Genomic DNA, 17,922 nt, shown 5'->3' with positions numbered 1-17,922 from the left:
GAATTTACGTATTCCTCATCAGAAATACCCCCCCAGCCAGATACGCGGATGGTAAGCCGGATTCGGGTAAAGTTCTTTTTGCAGACTCTGTTCTTCGTAAAAAGGCAGGTTCCGGATTTCCGGCCACACACCGTGGCCGAGGAAGTAAATCAATACAGTAACGCTAATTACGCCACCTACGCGCATAACGGCAGACAATCGCATGGTTGTCGCCACTGTTGACGGTGCTACGGAGCAGAGCCAACCCCAAGCGCAACCAATGTACAACGCAATCCACAGCTGGCTGCTTGGCATCACGAATAAGCCTGACACCAGACCATCCACAAGAATCGCCACGCCAGTGGTCAGCCAAGCCGCCAATATCAGCTGATTCTTGCCATCCTTCAGCTCCGGATATCGCCGCGCGGCCAGCAATTTTCTGAATCCGAGAACAAGGGCCGCGACCAGGCAGAGCAAAGCCGGAATTCCCCATTCACTTGCGATCTGCAACATCCAGTTATGAGGATGAGCGCCATTCTGCACCGACCGTCCGAAATGCGCGAAGTGCATAGGGCCGGCACCCAGCCATGGGTGGGCGGCAATCATTTCCCATGCTCGTATCCACAGTGGCAACCGGCTGGAATCCGGATTTGCCATGGTCCGGCCGACGACGGAAAACAAAAATCCGAAAGGCTGTAGACCTAACGAGATCGGGATCAGTACATAAAACAGTAAATACACGCTAAAGCCTAGCAGCGCCGAGTACAGCATCACCTTACACCACGGCAGAGACGCTTTACGCAAGCACATCACGGTCACTCCCATACCAGCCAGAATGCCAAAAAAAGTACCACGTCCAGCAGTCAGGAAGAGCAATGCCCACCATGCCGACATAACGATCCAGGAAAATATTTTCTTCTTTCCCGTGCCGCTACGAGCGGCTAACAAGCCCAGCAGGGGCAAAGTAACGGTTTGAACGTGATTGAAAAAACGGTAGTTGCCGAAACCCGCGATCAGCATTTCATTCGCGGGCTGGCCGCCTGCGTTGATCATCGCGAGATAAACGACGATTTCCAGGAGGATGTAAAGCGCAGATCCGATGCCGCACAGCAGCAACACTTTATCCAGCAAGCCATCGCCCTTGGTGCGCATTTCCGATGCGATCAGCATGGACGTGATCCCCAGCGACAGAAAATTCGCCCATTCGAACAAGGCATGCCGCGGCGAATAAGCAACTGCGCTGGACACCAAGCCGAGTGAAAAGAATAGCGTCAAAAAAAAAACTGCCCTTCGCTCATACATTGGCAAAATGCGGCTGTGCGAAGCGCGAACCAGGAAAGCTAAGCTGAAAAGAAGCGCCATCCCGATAGAAATGATTTCGAGAATCCGCTGGTTGTCATGAAAACCGGTGCCATTTATGAATGCAAACGGCCATAAAGGGCCAACTACCGCCAGAATAACGACCAATATTACAAGGGGCTGTTGCAATCTAGCTGATGCGGCCGAGACGGCATTAAGTACCGGAAAAACAGTTGTCCGAAATATCCCGAGCATATCGTGTCCTTGATGGTAGCAATAACCCGCTTATTTTTGGACGACTAGCTCAGTAGCCCATGCGGAAAAAGCAGTCAGATCAGGATTTTTTGCAACGCCAGCAGCATGTTGTATAACCCCGAGCATTTCAGCGGTTGTTTTGGCTGGGAATATTTTCCGCATCCGCAAGAATGCCGTTTTCGCCTCCGCGTCGCGCCCGGCCAAGACAAGATAGATGCTTTGGCGGACAATAATATTGTTGCTGATGAGTGTATTCAGCAAGCGCTGATTGAGCGCCATTTTTTTTGGCAAGTCCCAAGTATTATAATCAGCGCCCGTGCTGTCAATGTAATCTATATACGGCTTGAAAAAAAAACGAGTCGGCATGTTCGTCATTTCCAGCCGCTCCATGTAGCGCATGACAGGGGAGTAAGGTATCCATGTCCTTCTCGTATGCATGTCGGTCACATATAATATTTCCAGAAATGCACAAGACAATATGCCGATGGCTGCAAAGCTCATTCCCTTAGCTATGACCTGGCCCCAGATTGGGCGCAGCTTCAGCCGAATGCCTTGCGATTCGAACATGCCGGCAAACAGACCCAATGGCAAAAGAAAATAAGCATACCAAAGAGGATATTCGATGAGGCTGTGCAGACCAAGCACTATCACCATACCAATAGTGAACACTTTTTCCCGCGAAGCAGGCTCTTTTATCAGCCTTGCCAGCCAAAGCAAAACAAGTCCAAGGACTACGACGGTACAAAAAATGCCAGTTTCAGCAAGTAGCTGCACGATCAGATTATGTACATGATTTGTGGGCAAGGTCGCCAATACATCCGCTCTGGAATACTGGTAAGAAGCCAGACGTCCCCAACCGATGCCAAACCAGGGCGCTTGTAAGAATAACGACCAGCCGACACGCAACATCTGCAAGCGCTCATCCCAGCCAGACTCCAGACGTTGCGTTGCGGCGACAAAATCTTGCCCCAAATAACGGAACAGGCCAGACAGCATATAGTTCGTCAGCAGGTAAATTACCGGCGTACTCAAGATCCACGCCGCGCGACGAGGTCTGCCGCCTGCGGTAGCGGTTGGCGTGGAAAAACACCAGAACAAGACACTGAGGCAAGACAGGTAGATCAATCCACTGCGCTGTCCGGTCAGGATAATTCCGCATATCAATAGAAATGAAAACGGCAAATAGAACCTAAATCGGAGCTCGCCTCTGGATAACAAGTAGTAGCCGGCAGCCCAGCCTATGGCGAGATATGTTGCCGCATGATTGCTTTGTGCAATATTTCCATAAGGATTTGCCCCCATGGTTTTGGGCATCATGAACGGCATGTAATAAGTGCCCGGCCATGCCAATTGAATAAATTGCAGCGCCACGGTGTAACCGGCGCCAACGACCAGGAAGCCCGCGATCCAGAACACGCTGCGCTCAATCTGGCCGCGCTGCCGTATCCAATATCCCAGTTGGATTGCGGCGCACATGCTTACCATGTAGCACATCGGGATAATTATCTGCTGCGCATATTCGGGCGGCATGATGACAAGCTGGACTGCCATGACTGCAAGCAGGCAGAAACCCGCCAAGGCGATCTTTGGAAGCACTAGCGAACTTGCTCCATCACCATGAAAACATGTAATGAGGAGCGCCGCCCACAATATAAGAAATGTCAGCCATTCCGAATACAAGGAGGAAATCGGAACATCATGAACCGGCTGAATGAATGGCAGCAGGCATAACATGCCAAGCAAGGATAGGATCCAGCTAAAGGTATCAATCCGCTTCACACTACCTATTTCAGTTTGCGTCACAGTCACTTCCTATTTATCCGGAAACTCTCTAGTTTTGATATTCTCAGGTCTGCCAGCACGACCAAAACATGTCCAGGCTGGTTTACAAGCATGCATTACAAGAAACAAGAAAAGCATTTGTATTACATGCAATCCTGATAAATGCAAATTAAAAAAGCCCCTCTTGGAGGGGCTTCATAACAACCAATATCATCCTAACTGGCATTGTTTTCACTCTGCCAATCGCATAAATTAGCTGCCTTGCGCGTTCATTTTTGTATTGATGTAATTCGCTGCAGCGGTATTGGTAACGGTGCCGTTGTTTGCAACCCACTGAATATTGGAGTCGGTAGCACCAGGTGTTGCAGTTAGTGTAAATGTCAAGCCGTCGACGCCAGTACCGACACCAGAGGCCGCCATCTTCACGGAAATCACATCTTTAGGTGTAGCACCAAGAGTAATTGCCGATGTAATCGCTTGGACTTCTTTAGTTTGATTAAAAACGGTGCCGGCCGATTGCAATTGGGTATCATTTGGGAAAAAGCCATTTTGCTGATAAAACTCGGAAGCAGCAAGCGTGATTGGCGACGCTGCAGATGCGGCGTTTGCCATCTTGGCGCGGATTGTGTAGTTCTGGTACTGAGGAATCGCCACAGCAGCCAGGATACCGATAATCGCGACAACGATCATCAATTCAATCAGGGTAAAACCACGCTGTGCACGCTTGATCATTTTCATGGATTTCATTTGTTTCTCCGGTTGATAAAAAGGGGGCTTCACTACACGGGATATAGAGCAATGTCTGTGCCAGTAGGAAATAGAGGATTTTTGCCGGCATGCTTTTGGAAAAGTGAGGAAATTTGGCAGAATTTCGATGCGACGCTGACAAAGTTTGTCACAAAGAAACTATGACTACTCAACGCTGCCCCGCTCACCAGTACTAGGCACATATACAACAACGGCAATCTGGTTTGCAGCGGAACCTATTCTCAGTTTCATGGATTACCGGGCCAAAGGACATTGGCTTAACGCTTAACTTGCGGGAGTCGCGCCACGCCACGAATATTGGCCGGCGGCATGGTCATGGAATGCGCCAGCGACTGGTGCTATAAAGATGATAGATATATAAATATCGATATTGCCAGCTGCTTATATGACCTTCCAGGAAAATTTCATCAAAGTCCCTGCAATATCGATCACATCCTCATCCTTAAGCGCCCGCGCGCCGGCACTCAACGGCGTGTCGTTCACTCGGGTGTAAGTCTGCCCTTCGACGTGAGTCAACTCATAGCCATGCGGCCGTCGCGTCACGATCGCCACCTGGATGCCTGGACGGCCAATGGTCGTCAGCACCTTGGTCAGCAACATCTCCTTGCCAGCGCTAGGCCCGTCCAAGACAGTGATGGTCGCATCCGGCCGCGGCACCGGAAACATCTTCGGCCGGTTATCCTTGATTTCCTCATCCGTATCCACCTGGTACAGCAATTTGTACCTGGCCATCTGGATCACATCGTTATGCTGCAAAAAATGCTTGGTGACCGGATGGCCGTTAACCTGGGTGCCGTTGGTGCTGTTGAGGTCTTCCAGAAACGAATCGTTGTAGATAGTGATGATGACCGCATGCTCGCCGCTGATGGCGAGGTTATCGATGACCAGGTCATTGTGGGCGCGGCGGCCGATGGTGGTGCGCTCTTTGGTGAGCGTCATCTCTTGTATTACGGTGCCGCCTTTGGTCAGGATGATCTTCGCCATTCCTATCTCTCTTGGGAAACGCTATCTGTAAGTTGATTAAAACAATATCCTGGCGGCTATTGGTGCTGGCGCTACTCTCACAATTCACATATCTGGCCGTACATGCTGGCACACACCCCAGTTTAATGTTGTTTTGGGGCAATCGTACTCAAAATCCGGGATTTATGTTGTGGCCCCGGCTGTTCCATCGCCGGCGGCCCGCACTGGCAATTTGACAACTGGGCTCATTCGTTCTGCGCCACCCTGACCAGTATCACCGACACATTGTCCTGCCCGCCGCACTGGTTGGCAGCATTGATAAGCATGGTGCATGCCATCTTGAGGTCGCCCTGGGCGTCGCTGATGATGTTGCTGATGTCGCCGTCGCCGATGCGATCCGACAAGCCGTCTGAACACAGCAGATACAGATCGCAGGCCCGGATTTCATGCTGATGGACTTCCACCACCAGCTGGTAATCAATGCCGACGGCACGCGTGACGATGTTACGGTTGAGCGCAAACTGCGCATCCTCCGGACGGATCAGGCCGGCGTCGATCTGTTCCTGCAGCAGGGAGTGGTCACGCGTCAGCTGTTCCAGCAAGCCGTCGCGGATGCGGTAGGCACGCGAATCGCCGACGTGAGCGATGCTGACCTGGCCTTCGGGCTGGAACCAAGCCACCACCAGGGTGGTGCCCATGCCGCGGTATTCCGGCTCACGGCGGGCAGCGTTGATGATGGTGCTGTTGGCCTGGCGCACGGCCTGCATCAGCCAAAGACGCGTCGGCAGTTCATCTTCAGGCTTTTGTAGGCGGCGATATTCCTGCAGCTGGCTTTCGATTTCTTCCTGGATGGCGACGGTGGCGATGCTGCTGGCGACTTCGCCGGCGTTGTAGCCGCCCATGCCGTCGGCCAGGATCGCCAGCTGCAAGCCGGCATCGAAGACGACGGTGTCTTCGTTTTGTACTCGCACCATACCAATATCCGTTTTGGCGGCAAACTCAAGCGGCATATGTCGAGACATGTTCGGTGAAAAAAGATGATACAGATTAGGCGGTTGCCAGATTACAAGCATTTTCCTTGGTTCTGCCGGGGACGGCAAGACAAATTGCAGTCCCGCCAAGTACCAGCTTCAGGATGCCACAATCGCGCCGCAGGCGCATGATCCGGCCAAATAAAAAGGGAGCCGAAGCTCCCTTTCCTGTGCGGCCGGCTAATGCTGCGCCGGCCTTTCCTTTTTGCTTGCTAAGCGACGCTTACAGCATCGCCTTCAGCAGACGCGCCATTTCCGATGGATTCTTGGTCACGGTGATGCCACACGCTTCCATGATGTCCAGCTTGGCTTGTGCAGTGTCGGCGCCGCCAGAGATCAGCGCGCCGGCATGGCCCATGCGCTTGCCCGGAGGAGCGGTAACGCCGGCGATGAAGCTGACCACCGGCTTCTTCATGTTGTCCTTGATCCAGTAAGCGGCATTCGCTTCGTCCGGACCGCCGATTTCGCCAATCATGATGACGGCATCGGTGTCAGGATCGTCGTTGAACATCTTCATGATGTCGATGTGCTTCAGACCGTTGATCGGATCGCCGCCGATGCCGACTGCCGAAGACTGGCCCAGGCCCAGTGCGGTCAATTGGCCGACTGCTTCATAAGTCAGGGTGCCGGAACGCGAAACCACGCCGATGCGGCCCTTCTTGTGGATATGGCCCGGCATGATGCCGATCTTGATTTCGTCCGGTGTGATCAGACCTGGGCAGTTAGGGCCCAGCAGCAAAGTCTTGCTGCCGGCTTTTGCCATGCGGTCTTTCAAGGCCAGCATGTCGCGTACCGGAATGCCTTCGGTGATGCAGATGGCCAGGTCGAGTTCGGCTTCGACGGCTTCCCAGATCGCTGCTGCCGCGCCTGCTGGCGGAACGTAGATCACGGAAACGTTGGCGCCGGTGGCGGCCTTGGCTTCGGCAACGTTAGCGAAAATCGGAATGCCTTCGAAATCTTCGCCGGCTTTTTTCGGGTTGACGCCTGCGACAAACGCGTTCTTGCCGTTTGCGTAATCGCGGCAGCCGCGGGTATGGAATTGACCGGTCTTGCCGGTAATGCCTTGGGTGACGACTTTAGTGTCTTTGTTGATCAGGATACTCATACGATTCCTTTTTAATCCGTCATTCCCGACGTACGCGGGAATCCATGTTAGTTCAATAAACCGGGATATAAATCTTGCCAGTTCGGATTGGATTGTTCGATTAAATGAATTTTCCACATCCGATTCCATTTTTTCAGCTGCTTTTCGCGTTTGATTGCCTCGGCCATGTCCTCGTGAATCTCGTACCAAACCAAGGCTTTCAATCCATGTTTCTCGCAAAAGCCATCCACAAAAGCTTCTTTGTGCTGCCAGGTACGTTTGATCAAATCTGAGGTAACGCCGATATACAACGTACCTCGCAACTTGTTCGACATCATGTAAACGTAACTGGCCATTCCGTAAAATGGATTCCCGCGTTCGCGGGAATGACACTATCTATCTTGGTTATTCACCGTTTAAATTATTTACCGTTGGCCGCAGCAACAACCTTCTGCGCCGCTTCTTCCATGCTGTCCGCCGCGATGATCGGCAGGCCGGAGTCGGCCAGCATCTTCTTGCCGATCTCTTCGTTGGTGCCCTTCATGCGGACCACCAGCGGCACTTGCAGCGAAACGGCCTTGGATGCAGTGATGACGCCTTCAGCGATCACGTCGCAGCGCATGATGCCGCCGAAGATGTTGACCAGGATGGCTTTCAGGCCTGGGTTCTTCAACATGATCTTGAATGCTTCGGTGACTTTTTCAGCAGTAGCGCCGCCGCCGACGTCGAGGAAGTTGGCTGGCTCGCCGCCGAACAGCTTGATAGTGTCCATGGTGGCCATGGCCAGGCCGGCGCCGTTCACCAGGCAGCCGATATTACCGTCGAGCGAGATGTAAGCCAGGTCGAACTTGGAAGCTTCGATTTCAGCCGGATCTTCTTCGTCCAGGTCACGGTAAGCGACGATTTCAGGATGACGGAACAGAGCGTTGGCGTCGAAGTTGAACTTGGCGTCCAGGGCGATGACCTTGCCGGAACCCGTGACGATCAGCGGGTTGATTTCAGCCAGCGAGCAATCGGTATCCCAGTAAGCCTTGTACAGACCTTGCAGCTGGACGCGCGCATCGGCGATCGAACCGGCAGGAACGCCGATCAGGGTGCTGATGCTGTCAGCTTCAGCATCGGTCAGGCCGGTAGCCGGATCGATGACGATTTGATGAATCTTTTCCGGGTGGCTGGCTGCGACTTCTTCGATGTCCATGCCGCCTTCGCTAGATGCCATCAGCACCACGCGCTGGCTGACGCGGTCGGTGACCATACTGACGTACAGTTCTTGCTTGATGTCAGCGCCTTCTTCGATCAGCAGGCGACGCACTTTCTGGCCTTCAGGGCCAGTCTGATGCGTGATCAGCTGCATGCCGAGGATCTGGTTGGCATATTCGCGCACTTGTTCCAGCGACTTGGCAACCTTGACGCCGCCGCCCTTGCCGCGACCGCCGGCATGGATCTGGGCTTTGACGACCCAAACCGAACCGCCGAGTGTTTCGGCTGCCTTGACCGCGTCATCGACGCTCAGGCACGGGATGCCACGCGGTGTCGTTACTCCGAACTGGCGGAGAATTTCTTTACCCTGATACTCATGGATTTTCATGCGAGCTTCCCTTCTGACACTTATTTAAATGAAATTGCTTGGTTGGATAAATGTGTTTGTTTGTCTACTGCGGCTGGTGGGCTGATTGCCCACTTCGGATAATATTGGGCGACGACTGCGCCTTCACTACGTAAAGCATGACAGCGATCGAGCTGGGGCGGCTTGCGCTGCCCATCAGCGGAATCCGGATCGGCGTCGCGGTTTATCTCGCCGCCGAATGCCTGCAAGGCGGCAGTCGGCAGGACCTGCGCCAGCTCGGTCAAATGGGTGCATCCCAGGGCGCCGCCGATGCGCTCCTTGAGCGTATGACGGAAACCCTTGACCAGGCTCAGGCCGACCAGGGTTTCATATGCGGGGTTAATGGTATTGCAATGGTCCTGATACGGCACCGCTTCCGAATTTGCCTCGACCTCGACAATGGTGAACTGGCGATCCAGCGTCAGCCGCAGCCACAGGCTGTGCAGCGGCGCGCCTGCGGGTAAGTTGCCGGCGGGCAAAGAAAGGTCGAAAGGCTTGGTATCGGTCAGGTGCGCATCCAGTTCCCACAAGCCGTCATCGCGCACAAATGCTTCGATGTGAATCGCGCGGGTGTGCTTCAACGCTCGGCGGGAAATGGAAGGTGTCAGAGACATAATGGTGGACTGATTTGCGTGTCGTTACCACAGTTTCTATGGTAACTGCCGCTCCTGCGGTTTGCAAAAAACCCCAAAAGTGTAGCACAGCTTATGGCCCGCCGCTATTTTGATGCGCCATTGCGCCTGATAACGTTGCGCTCTTTAGAATTGGGGCAGAGCGTAATCGTGGGCAGACGCCATTGATTCAGCTGCCGTTTTAATAGCCAGTCCCCGATACGCTGAAAGATGCTATACCAGTGCTGCTGAAGACTTACAAATTATTACGATACATTTCCAGATGGAAATATGGTGTTGTTCGCTATTCCTTTTACTATAATAGTTCGGAATTCCCGATACTCCGAGTAAATCCAATGCGTGACGATGCGACATCCATCTCTAATCTACTTGCCAATACTTCTATTGATGCTGCGTCTTTCCTCGATATCCCGTTCGTTTTTGATCTTATAGTTCGGGGTAGCATGGATGGCACATTTACCGATTCGCTTATCTCCTCTGGCGGTTATGTCACCATACTTCTCTCACTGTTTGCGTCGCTTCATTTTTTTTCTAGGCTAAAATTCTTCGAATGGCGGGGCAATAAGCAGGCAAATCACACATGTAATGAGCTTTTGATATTTTCCGATCAGACCGAAGCGATCGGCTTTCTACAAATTACAAGTTGCCCGAGTAAAGACGGAAGTGTCGTCAAATTCATTAATAAATGCGCGATCAAATATGAACTTAGAAGGCAAGGCTATGGGAGAAACATGATGAATTTGTTCCTAAAGGCGCAACCTATTGATACTAAACTTGCCGCCTATTGCAATCCTTATGCAAAGGGTATGCAACATATTTTCAGGCAGATGCACTTTCGCCGTACATCTATTGGCCATGGGTTGAATTTGTATACTTTAGGAAATTTTGACGCGGAAGAATTCGACGCCGTGGCACAAAGTCATTCCCGCTCTGGTCATGACAAGCGATAACCCTATGTGACAGCAAGTTGTAGCTCCCATTCCCAAGCACCAGCAAGAAAAATTTGAGAGTAGTACTTGCGTAGAATGGGAATGTTTCACTCTACGACGCCAGATCTAAATCTCTGTGGGAATCACTATTAGTCGTTGTCTTCCCCACCTTTAACAGCCGCCTGTATGGCGCGATGAGAAAAACCGCGCTGCAGCAGGAAGCGCATCTGCTTGGCCCGTTCGGCGGCATCCGCCGGCAGCTGATTGAATTTCTTGCGCCAGACTTCGCGCGCACGCGCAACTTCACCTCTGGCCAGGTCAGCCTTGATATCCACCAATGATTCGGCATCAATGCCGTGACTTTGCAGCTCGGAGAGGATGCGACTGTTGCCGTAGCGGTGGGCGCGGCGGTGGATCAAGGATTCTGAGAAGCGCGATTGCGACAGCAGCTTGGCCGCTTCCAGCCTATCTAGCAAGGCTTCGATGTCGTCGCCTTCCTGCGCATAGCGCGACAACTTTCGCGCCAGTTCCATGCGGCTGTGTTCGCGCGCCGACAGATAGCGCAGCGCCCTGCCCTTCAGGCTGATTTGCAGTTTGGCCATCTCCACTTTCCGGTTGATACGTATTAAGAAATGCTTGTTAGCTTGTTATGTACTGTATTGACAGCTTGCCACAAACAACAACGCCTTTCAAAAACCCGCAGTGCGGAATTTTATGAAAGGCGTTTTCTTTGGCGAATCAGTCTGCTTAGTTGCTTAAGCGAGACCAATCAGGATGTTAGACCGGTTCCTCAGCCTTGGCGGCTGCGGCTGCAGCAGCTTTATTGGCCTTGGTAGTGGCTTTATCAGCCTTGTCGCCGCCATCCGCCTTGATCTCGCCCAGCAGCGGCACGCCCAGCGAAGCGCGTACCTTGTTTTCGATTTCGCGCGCCAGTTCCGGACGTTCTTTCAGGTAGGTGCGCGCATTGTCCTTGCCCTGGCCGATGCGTTCGCCGTTGTAGCTGTACCAGGCGCCCGACTTTTCAACGATCTTGGCATCGGAACCGAGATCGAGGATTTCACCTTCGCGCGATGTGCCTTCGCCATACAGGATGTCGAAGTGCGCTTCCTTGAATGGCGGCGCGATCTTGTTCTTGACGACCTTGACCTTGGTTTCGTTGCCGATGACTTCGTCGCCGGACTTGATCGAGCCGGTGCGGCGGATATCCAGGCGCACTGAGGCGTAGAATTTCAAGGCATTGCCGCCGGTGGTGGTTTCCGGATTGCCGAACATGACGCCGATCTTCATGCGGATCTGGTTGATGAAGATCACCAGGGTGTTGGTGCGGTTGATGCTGCCGGTCAGCTTGCGCAGCGCTTGCGACATCAGGCGCGCCTGAAGGCCTGGCAGGGAATCGCCCATGTCGCCTTCGATTTCGGCACGTGGCGTCAAGGCTGCCACCGAGTCGATCACGATCAGGTCGACGCCGCCGGAGCGCACCAGCGCATCGGTGATTTCCAGCGCCTGTTCACCGGTATCCGGCTGCGAGATCAGCAGTTCGGACAGGTTGATGCCCAGCTTCTGGGCATAGCCAACGTCCAGCGCGTGTTCCGCATCGATGAAGGCGCAGGTGCCGCCCAGTTTCTGCATTTCGGCGATGGTTTGCAGGGTCAGCGTGGTCTTGCCCGATGATTCAGGACCGTAGATTTCCACCACGCGGCCGCGCGGCAGGCCGCCGACGCCGAGCGCGATGTCCAGGCCGAGCGAGCCGGTCGAGACCACTTGCACTTCTTCGACCACGGCGCCGTCGTCCATCCGCATGACCGAACCTTTGCCGAACTGCTTTTCGATCTGCGCCAAGGCCGCGGCAAGGGCCTTGCTTTTATCCGGATTGGCTGCGGATTTTTTATCGTCCATGGTTGCTCTTTCGACAAAAGTGTTGATATATTCGAGGCTTCAGGTAAGCACTGTATAAAAAAACAGTGATTTATGCAAGCACTGTCGTGATTTTTTCAAAAAGCCTGTGGCCATATTGTATGTCCGGACGCCTTCTTCCTGCATCCGGAATATCGCAAACTGCCAGAGTGCAGCATTATTTAGGCCGGAACTTATGCCCGTTTCTGGTGAAATCGCAGCTGGCAATGCAGGCGCAAATTATGCTTAATACGCATATCGTCATCCGGCAAAGTAAAAAGCACAACGGCCGGACGGCAGCGGTGCAATAATTGTGACGCCTGTTTTCTGTTCCGGCAGCCAGCGCGCTGCCGGATCAAGACATGAGCGCCATATTCAAAGCTGGGGGCAAGCGGCTTGCCCCCGAATAAAAGGGAGAAGGTATGCGTACTACTTATTGGTTGAAACCCTTGGCGGCATCGGTGCTGCTGCTGGGCTTGCTGGGCAACGTACAGGCGGCATCCGCGCCCGCGGTCGAAGCGAAGAATGGCATGGTGGTGACTTCCCAGCACCTGGCTTCGCAGGTCGGGGTCGACATCCTCAAGATGGGCGGCAACGCCATCGACGCCGCGGTCGCAGTCGGCTATGCGCAGGCGGTGGTGAATCCCTGCTGCGGCAATATCGGCGGCGGCGGCTTCATGACCATCCACCTGGCCGACGGCCGCGATACCTTCATCAACTTCCGCGAAACGGCGCCGGCCGCGGCCAGCGCCAATATGTACCTGGACGCTAACGGCAAGGCGATCACCAACGCCAGCCTGTTCGGCTACCTGGCGGCCGGCGTACCGGGCACCGTGCTGGGACTCGACAGCGCGCAACGCAAATACGGCAAGCTGACCCGCGCCCAAGTCATGCAGCCGGCGATCAAGCTGGCGCGCGACGGTTACATCTTGAATCGCGGCGATACCGACATCCTCGACACCACCATCGCCCAGTTCAAGAAGGACCCGGAAGCAGCGCGCCTGTTCCTGCGCCGCGACGGCACGCCATTGCAGCCGGGCGACCGCCTGGTGCAGAAAGACCTGGCCAAGACCCTGGAAGCGATCTCGCGCAACGGTCCTGACGCCTTCTACAAAGGAGCGATCCCGGAAGCCGTGGAACGCGCATCCAAGGCCGGCGGCGGCATCATTACCGCGGCCGACTTTGCCAGCTACAAGATCAGCGAAAGCGCGCCGCTCTCGTGCAACTACCGCGGCTATGTCTTTGTCTCCGCCCCGCCGCCCAGCTCGGGTGGCGCCACCATGTGCCAGATCCTCAACATCCTTGAGGGTTACGACATGAAGGGACTCGGCTTCCACTCGGCGGCCTCGGTGCACTATATGACCGAAGCCATGCGCCATTCTTATATGGACCGCAACACCTTCCTGGGCGACCCGGCCTTCGTCAAGAATCCGCTGGACCGCCTGCTGAGCAAGGAATACGCCGCTTCGATCCGGGAAAAGATCAGCGCCGACAAAGCCACGCCGTCGGTAGAAGTGCAGCCGGGCATGGCGCCGCACGAGAAGCCTGAAACCACCCACTACTCGATCGTCGACAAGGATGGCAATGCGGTGTCCACCACCTACACCATCAACGGCCGCTTCGGCGCCGTGGTGATCGCGCCGGGCACCGGCTTCTTCCTCAACGATGAAATGGATGACTTCACCGTCAAGGCCGGCGTGCAGAACCTGTTCGGCCTGGTGCAGGGCGCGACCAATTCGATCGCTCCCGGCAAGCGTCCGCTGTCGTCGATGGCGCCGACCCTGGTGACCAAGGATGGCAAGACCTACATGGTGCTGGGTTCGCCAGGCGGTTCGCGCATCATCACCATCACCCTGGAAACAGCGCTGAACGTGATCGACTACGGCATGGCGCCGCAAGAAGCAGTCGATGCGCCGCGCATCCATCACCAATGGCTGCCGGACGAGGTCTACTACGAAACCCGCGGCCTGTCGCCGGATACTTTGAAGATCCTCGACGGCATGGGCTACAAGATGAAGGAACAAACCCCTTGGGGCGCGGCTGAGCTGATCATGATCGGCTTGCCGGGCGCTGCAGGCGTTGCCGCAGCCAGCTCGGGCAATGACGCCGGCGTCTCGGGCATCGTTCGTCCGGGCCTGTATTACGGCGCCAACGATACACGCCGCCCGGCCGGCGCTGCTATCGGTTACTAGTCGGTGTAGGTAACCGCGTGGGCACTGCGTGCCCACCCTACGGGATGTCGCCTTTGTAGGGTGGGCGCGCAGTGCCCACGCGGTACCGGAATTGGATTCAATCGGAATGCAACTGTTTCCTCCGTCTTCTTCCCTCAAAATACCTCCCCCAAAGATCGAAGCATGAGAAAAACGCATTGATCCATCAGAATTAATCGTTTTATCAAGCTTCCAATCAAATTTACACTGCGCTTATCCTCCTCCGATAAAGAGCGCGCATGTCCACCACCAACCTGCAATTCATGCTGGCCTCCCTACTGGGCGCCGAGCATGCCGAACAATTATCCGAGCTGCTGCAAATCCCGGCCAGCACCCTGCGCCCGCGCTCAGAAAGCGTGGCGCGCATCGAGATTGCCCAGGCACTGAATATGTTGCTGTTCGAGAAACTGCTGAAAGCCGTCCCGCAGGGCAACGACTATGTCCAGGATTCGGTCCGCGCCGGCAACAAGATCCGCTTCGATCACGGCGCCTTGCGTACAGTACTGGGTATCAGCACCGGCACCCTGCCGGCCGGCGAGGCGGCGTTCACCCGCATCCTGCGGCCGCTAGGCTATCGCGTCAACGGCATCTACCCTCTGCAGCGGATCAGCATGACCGGCCGCGCTTACGCCCATGAGGACGATGCCGAAGAAATCGCCCAGTTCTTCCTGAGCGAACTGCATCCGCACAATTTCTCGGCTGAATTCCAGCACACCGTCAACCGGGTTCTGGCGACTTCGCGGGATCCGGTCGACCCGCACTCGGCGCAATTGCTGCAGCAACTGGCCAAGGACAAAACGCTGCCTATCAACGATGCGTTAAAGCTGCTGCCGGTGCTGGTGGCCTGCTTCGACCGCCAGCATGAGCTGCCGAGCATCGCCGATTACCAGACCCTGCTGGCGGAATCGGCCGAGATGGCCTGGATTTCGACCGAGGGCAACGCTTTCAACCATGCTACCGACCGCGTGTCGAACGTAGAGCAGGTAGCCGATGCGCAGCGCGCCCTGGGCCGCGCCATCAAGGAAAAGATCGAAGTCTCGCGCAACGGGCGAGTGCGCCAGACCGCCTTCCGTGCCAGCACCGTCACGCGCGCCATGCGCGATGAAAACGGCGTGCTGGTCGAGATGAAGGTGCCGGGCTCATTCTACGAATTCATTTCGCGCGACCGCTACCTGGACGCCGACAGCCAGGCCGAAAAGCTCGACCTGACCTTCGACAGCGGCAACGCCCAGGGCATTTTCAAAATGACCGCTTCCGCCGCGCCGGCCACCAATGCAGCAGATACCTGAGACGAACCAAAGATGAAGCAACAATGACAAGCGCCAGCCAGACCCTGCAAAAAATCAGCGACCTGCTCGGTCCTCAGGGCTGCCTGAGCACGCCGGAACAACGCCAGCCTTACGAACACGGCGCCCGCTACGGCAGCGGCAAGAGCCTGTGCATTGCGCGCCCTGCCAGCACTGAAGAGGCGGCCGAGCTGCTGCGCCTGTGCGCCAGGGACAAGATCCGCATCGTCGCCCAGGGCGCGAACACCGGCCTGGTAGGCGCATCCTCGCCCGACCACAGCGGCCACGATGTAGTGCTCAGCATGGAACGCATCAAGGGCGTCATCGAGATCGATCCGGTCGATCGCGTGGTGCAGGCCTATGCCGGCACCCGCTTGTCGGAGCTGAACCAGGCGCTGGAAAAGCACGATCTGTATTTTCCCATCGACCTCGGCGCCGATCCCTCGCTGGGCGGCATGCTGGCGGCCAATACCGGCGGCGCCCGCCTGATCCGCTATGGCGATGTGCGCCACAACACCCTGGGGCTGGAAGCGCTGCTGATCGATCCGCCCGGCGCACGGCTGGACCTGACCAACCGGCTCAGAAAAAACAATACCGGCCCCGACTGGAAGCAATGCTTTATCGGCACCGGCGGCGCCTACGGCCTGATCACCCAGGTGGTCTTGCAGGTACACCCGCGGCCGCAGCAAAGCGCCACCGCCCTGGTGGCGCCAGCTTCAATGGACGCAGCGGCGCTGCTGCTGCGCGACGCCGAACGCAATTTCGCCGATTTCCTCAGCGCCTTTGAGGGCATCTCGCAACATGCCCTGCAATCCGTGCTGCAGCATGTGCCGGGCATCGCCGCGCCATTCGAGCCGCTGCCGCCTTATGCCTTTCTGATCGAACTCAGCTCGGCGCGGCCGCGCAGCGCCGATTTCGACCTGGAAAAGCTGTTCGGCGCCTGGCTGGAAAGCTGTTTCGGCGATCTCATCCTGGACGCCGTGATCGACAAACCCGAGGTGCTGTGGCGCATCCGCCACGCCATCAGCGACAGCGTGCGCCAGGAAGGCAAAGTGGTGGCTTTCGACATTTCCGTGCCGCGTTCCCGGCTCGGCCAGTTCCGCCAGGATGCCGTGGCGATATTGGAACGCAACTATGCCGGCATCAAGGTCTTCGATTTCGGCCACTGGGGCGATGGCGGCCTGCATTTCAACCTGGCGATTCCCGAGCAATTGATCGCCGACTTCCCGCCTTTGCGTATCAATGCCCTGCGCCAGGAAATCTACGACCTCGCGGTGCTTGAATATAAAGGCAGCTTCAGCGCTGAACATGGGGTCGGCCCGTTCAACCAGCAATTCTACGAGCGTTACACGACGCCGGAACAACTGGCGCTGGCGGCAAGGATGCAAAACGTGTTCGATCCCGAGCGCTTGCTGGGCGTCACCAGCTTTGCTGCTACGCGCTAATGCTGCCGTCAATGCCGGTTAACGTCTATGCAAGCTAAAGGTAAGGCTGAAAAGCTGCGCGTTTGGTATAGTGCCTGCTCGATCGCAAGCACGGCAGCACATACCTACTCGGCAACACGAAAAATGCGCAGATTCATCCCCTCGACCTCCTGTCTGATCGCTTTTGACACGGCGGCACGCCACCTGTCCTTCACCAAGGCGGCCAACGAACTGCACATGACCCAGGGTGCAGTCAGCCGGCAGGCCGCGATCCTGGAGGATTATCTCGGGGTAAAACTGTTCGAACGCATCAACCGGCGCCTGATCCTGACCGCCGCCGGCGCCGAATATGCGGGCCAGGTAGCCGTCATCCTGAAAGAAATCGAGATGGCGACCTTCCAGGTGATGGCGCACAAGAATTCGGGCGGCGTGCTCAATCTGGCAACATTGCCGACTTTCGGCATCAAATGGCTGATTCCGCGCCTGGCCAAATTCACGGCAGCCCATCCGGACGTGATCCTGAACCTCAGCACCGAAGTGCTGCCCTTCGATTTCAACAAGCGCACGGTCGACGCCGCCATCCACTTCGGCGAACCGAACTGGCCCGGCGCGGTGATGGTCCGGCTCATGGGCGAAGAGGTAGTACCGGTGTGCAGCCTGGCGTTGAGCCAGCAGATCAAGCGCATCGAAGACCTCGGCAGCATGACCTTGTTGCAACACACCACCCGCCCGCAAGCCTGGCAAGACTGGTTCAACCATGTCGGCGTGACATGTCCCGACG

Annotated in this window: 16 protein-coding genes; 5 read left to right on the top strand and 11 right to left on the bottom strand. The window is 55.7% G+C overall.

Features of this window, described 5'->3' with window-relative positions; genetic code table 11:
* Positions 1–18: 18 nt before the first annotated feature.
* From VNZ65_RS21305 to VNZ65_RS21265, 9 genes are all read right to left on the bottom strand, one after another.
* Complete coding sequence (locus VNZ65_RS21305) at positions 19–1,533, bottom strand: O-antigen ligase family protein (protein ID WP_325672618.1); 1,515 nt, start codon at positions 1,531–1,533, stop codon at positions 19–21.
* A gap of 30 nt (positions 1,534–1,563) precedes the next feature.
* Positions 1,564–3,336, bottom strand: a complete 1,773-nt coding sequence (locus tag VNZ65_RS21300) for a PglL family O-oligosaccharyltransferase (RefSeq protein ID WP_325672615.1) — start codon at positions 3,334–3,336, stop codon at positions 1,564–1,566.
* Positions 3,337–3,567: 231 nt separating this feature from the next.
* Entirely contained in the window at positions 3,568–4,053 is a 486-nt protein-coding gene (locus tag VNZ65_RS21295; protein ID WP_414649193.1) for a pilin, read from the bottom strand.
* Positions 4,054–4,464: 411 nt separating this feature from the next.
* The gene (locus tag VNZ65_RS21290) at positions 4,465–5,067 is read right to left on the bottom strand and encodes an FHA domain-containing protein (RefSeq protein WP_325672612.1); all 603 of its coding nucleotides are present in this window, start codon (positions 5,065–5,067) and stop codon (positions 4,465–4,467) included.
* Positions 5,068–5,291: 224 nt separating this feature from the next.
* Entirely contained in the window at positions 5,292–6,056 is a 765-nt protein-coding gene (locus tag VNZ65_RS21285; protein ID WP_325672655.1) for a Stp1/IreP family PP2C-type Ser/Thr phosphatase, read from the bottom strand.
* 244 nt (positions 6,057–6,300) lie between these two features.
* Entirely contained in the window at positions 6,301–7,182 is an 882-nt protein-coding gene (gene sucD, locus VNZ65_RS21280) for a succinate--CoA ligase subunit alpha (protein WP_325672610.1), read from the bottom strand.
* A gap of 47 nt (positions 7,183–7,229) precedes the next feature.
* On the bottom strand, positions 7,230–7,499 hold the full coding sequence (locus VNZ65_RS21275) for a GIY-YIG nuclease family protein (protein ID WP_325672608.1): 270 nt from the start codon (positions 7,497–7,499) through the stop codon (positions 7,230–7,232).
* 83 nt (positions 7,500–7,582) lie between these two features.
* Positions 7,583–8,773: an ADP-forming succinate--CoA ligase subunit beta gene (gene sucC / locus VNZ65_RS21270; protein WP_325672653.1), complete on the bottom strand. Its 1,191-nt coding sequence runs from the start codon at positions 8,771–8,773 to the stop codon at positions 7,583–7,585.
* Positions 8,770–9,381 (bottom strand): DUF2889 domain-containing protein, encoded by a 612-nt coding sequence (locus VNZ65_RS21265; RefSeq protein WP_325672606.1) that lies wholly within the window; start codon positions 9,379–9,381, stop codon positions 8,770–8,772. The genes sucC and VNZ65_RS21265 overlap by 4 nt, the downstream gene beginning before the upstream one ends.
* Positions 9,382–9,734: 353 nt before the next feature.
* Between VNZ65_RS21265 and VNZ65_RS21260 the strand changes: the two genes are divergently transcribed.
* Positions 9,735–10,349 (top strand): GNAT family N-acetyltransferase, encoded by a 615-nt coding sequence (locus VNZ65_RS21260; RefSeq protein ID WP_325672604.1) that lies wholly within the window; start codon positions 9,735–9,737, stop codon positions 10,347–10,349.
* A gap of 128 nt (positions 10,350–10,477) precedes the next feature.
* On the opposite strand, the gene recX is transcribed toward VNZ65_RS21260, so the two are convergent.
* Positions 10,478–10,930 (bottom strand): recombination regulator RecX, encoded by a 453-nt coding sequence (gene recX, locus VNZ65_RS21255; RefSeq protein ID WP_325672602.1) that lies wholly within the window; start codon positions 10,928–10,930, stop codon positions 10,478–10,480.
* Positions 10,931–11,105: 175 nt separating this feature from the next.
* Positions 11,106–12,224: a recombinase RecA gene (gene recA, locus VNZ65_RS21250; RefSeq protein WP_325672600.1), complete on the bottom strand. Its 1,119-nt coding sequence runs from the start codon at positions 12,222–12,224 to the stop codon at positions 11,106–11,108.
* Between the two features lie 527 nt (positions 12,225–12,751).
* Here recA and ggt point away from each other — a divergent pair.
* From ggt to VNZ65_RS21230, 4 genes are all read left to right on the top strand, one after another.
* The gene (gene ggt, locus VNZ65_RS21245; RefSeq protein WP_325672651.1) at positions 12,752–14,413 is read left to right on the top strand and encodes a gamma-glutamyltransferase; all 1,662 of its coding nucleotides are present in this window, start codon (positions 12,752–12,754) and stop codon (positions 14,411–14,413) included.
* A 257-nt stretch (positions 14,414–14,670) separates the two neighbouring features.
* Positions 14,671–15,720 (top strand): DUF1338 domain-containing protein, encoded by a 1,050-nt coding sequence (locus VNZ65_RS21240; protein WP_325672598.1) that lies wholly within the window; start codon positions 14,671–14,673, stop codon positions 15,718–15,720.
* 23 nt (positions 15,721–15,743) lie between these two features.
* On the top strand, positions 15,744–17,162 hold the full coding sequence (locus VNZ65_RS21235; RefSeq protein ID WP_325672596.1) for an FAD-binding oxidoreductase: 1,419 nt from the start codon (positions 15,744–15,746) through the stop codon (positions 17,160–17,162).
* 123 nt (positions 17,163–17,285) lie between these two features.
* Positions 17,286–17,922: LysR family transcriptional regulator (locus tag VNZ65_RS21230; protein ID WP_325672594.1), on the top strand; the 637-nt coding region annotated here is incomplete at its 3' end.

It is taken from the genome of Collimonas sp. (assembly GCF_035566555.1).
GTDB lineage: Bacteria > Pseudomonadota > Gammaproteobacteria > Burkholderiales > Burkholderiaceae_D > Collimonas.
Note: the sequence above shows the minus strand (reverse complement) of the source record. Positions and strands in the feature narration are given on the sequence as shown.

Coding starts and splice junctions, on each gene's coding strand:
- VNZ65_RS21285 (WP_325672655.1), bottom strand. CDS start 6,056: ATGCCGCTTGAGTTTGCCGCCAAAACGGATATTGGTATGGTGCGAGTA.
- VNZ65_RS21240 (WP_325672598.1), top strand. CDS start 14,671: ATGTCCACCACCAACCTGCAATTCATGCTGGCCTCCCTACTGGGCGCC.
- VNZ65_RS21235 (WP_325672596.1), top strand. CDS start 15,744: ATGACAAGCGCCAGCCAGACCCTGCAAAAAATCAGCGACCTGCTCGGT.
- VNZ65_RS21295 (WP_414649193.1), bottom strand. CDS start 4,053: ATGAAAATGATCAAGCGTGCACAGCGTGGTTTTACCCTGATTGAATTG.
- VNZ65_RS21265 (WP_325672606.1), bottom strand. CDS start 9,381: ATGTCTCTGACACCTTCCATTTCCCGCCGAGCGTTGAAGCACACCCGC.
- VNZ65_RS21290 (WP_325672612.1), bottom strand. CDS start 5,067: ATGGCGAAGATCATCCTGACCAAAGGCGGCACCGTAATACAAGAGATG.
- VNZ65_RS21305 (WP_325672618.1), bottom strand. CDS start 1,533: ATGCTCGGGATATTTCGGACAACTGTTTTTCCGGTACTTAATGCCGTC.
- recA (WP_325672600.1), bottom strand. CDS start 12,224: ATGGACGATAAAAAATCCGCAGCCAATCCGGATAAAAGCAAGGCCCTT.
- VNZ65_RS21260 (WP_325672604.1), top strand. CDS start 9,735: ATGCGTGACGATGCGACATCCATCTCTAATCTACTTGCCAATACTTCT.
- VNZ65_RS21275 (WP_325672608.1), bottom strand. CDS start 7,499: ATGATGTCGAACAAGTTGCGAGGTACGTTGTATATCGGCGTTACCTCA.
- ggt (WP_325672651.1), top strand. CDS start 12,752: ATGGTGGTGACTTCCCAGCACCTGGCTTCGCAGGTCGGGGTCGACATC.
- recX (WP_325672602.1), bottom strand. CDS start 10,930: ATGGCCAAACTGCAAATCAGCCTGAAGGGCAGGGCGCTGCGCTATCTG.
- sucD (WP_325672610.1), bottom strand. CDS start 7,182: ATGAGTATCCTGATCAACAAAGACACTAAAGTCGTCACCCAAGGCATT.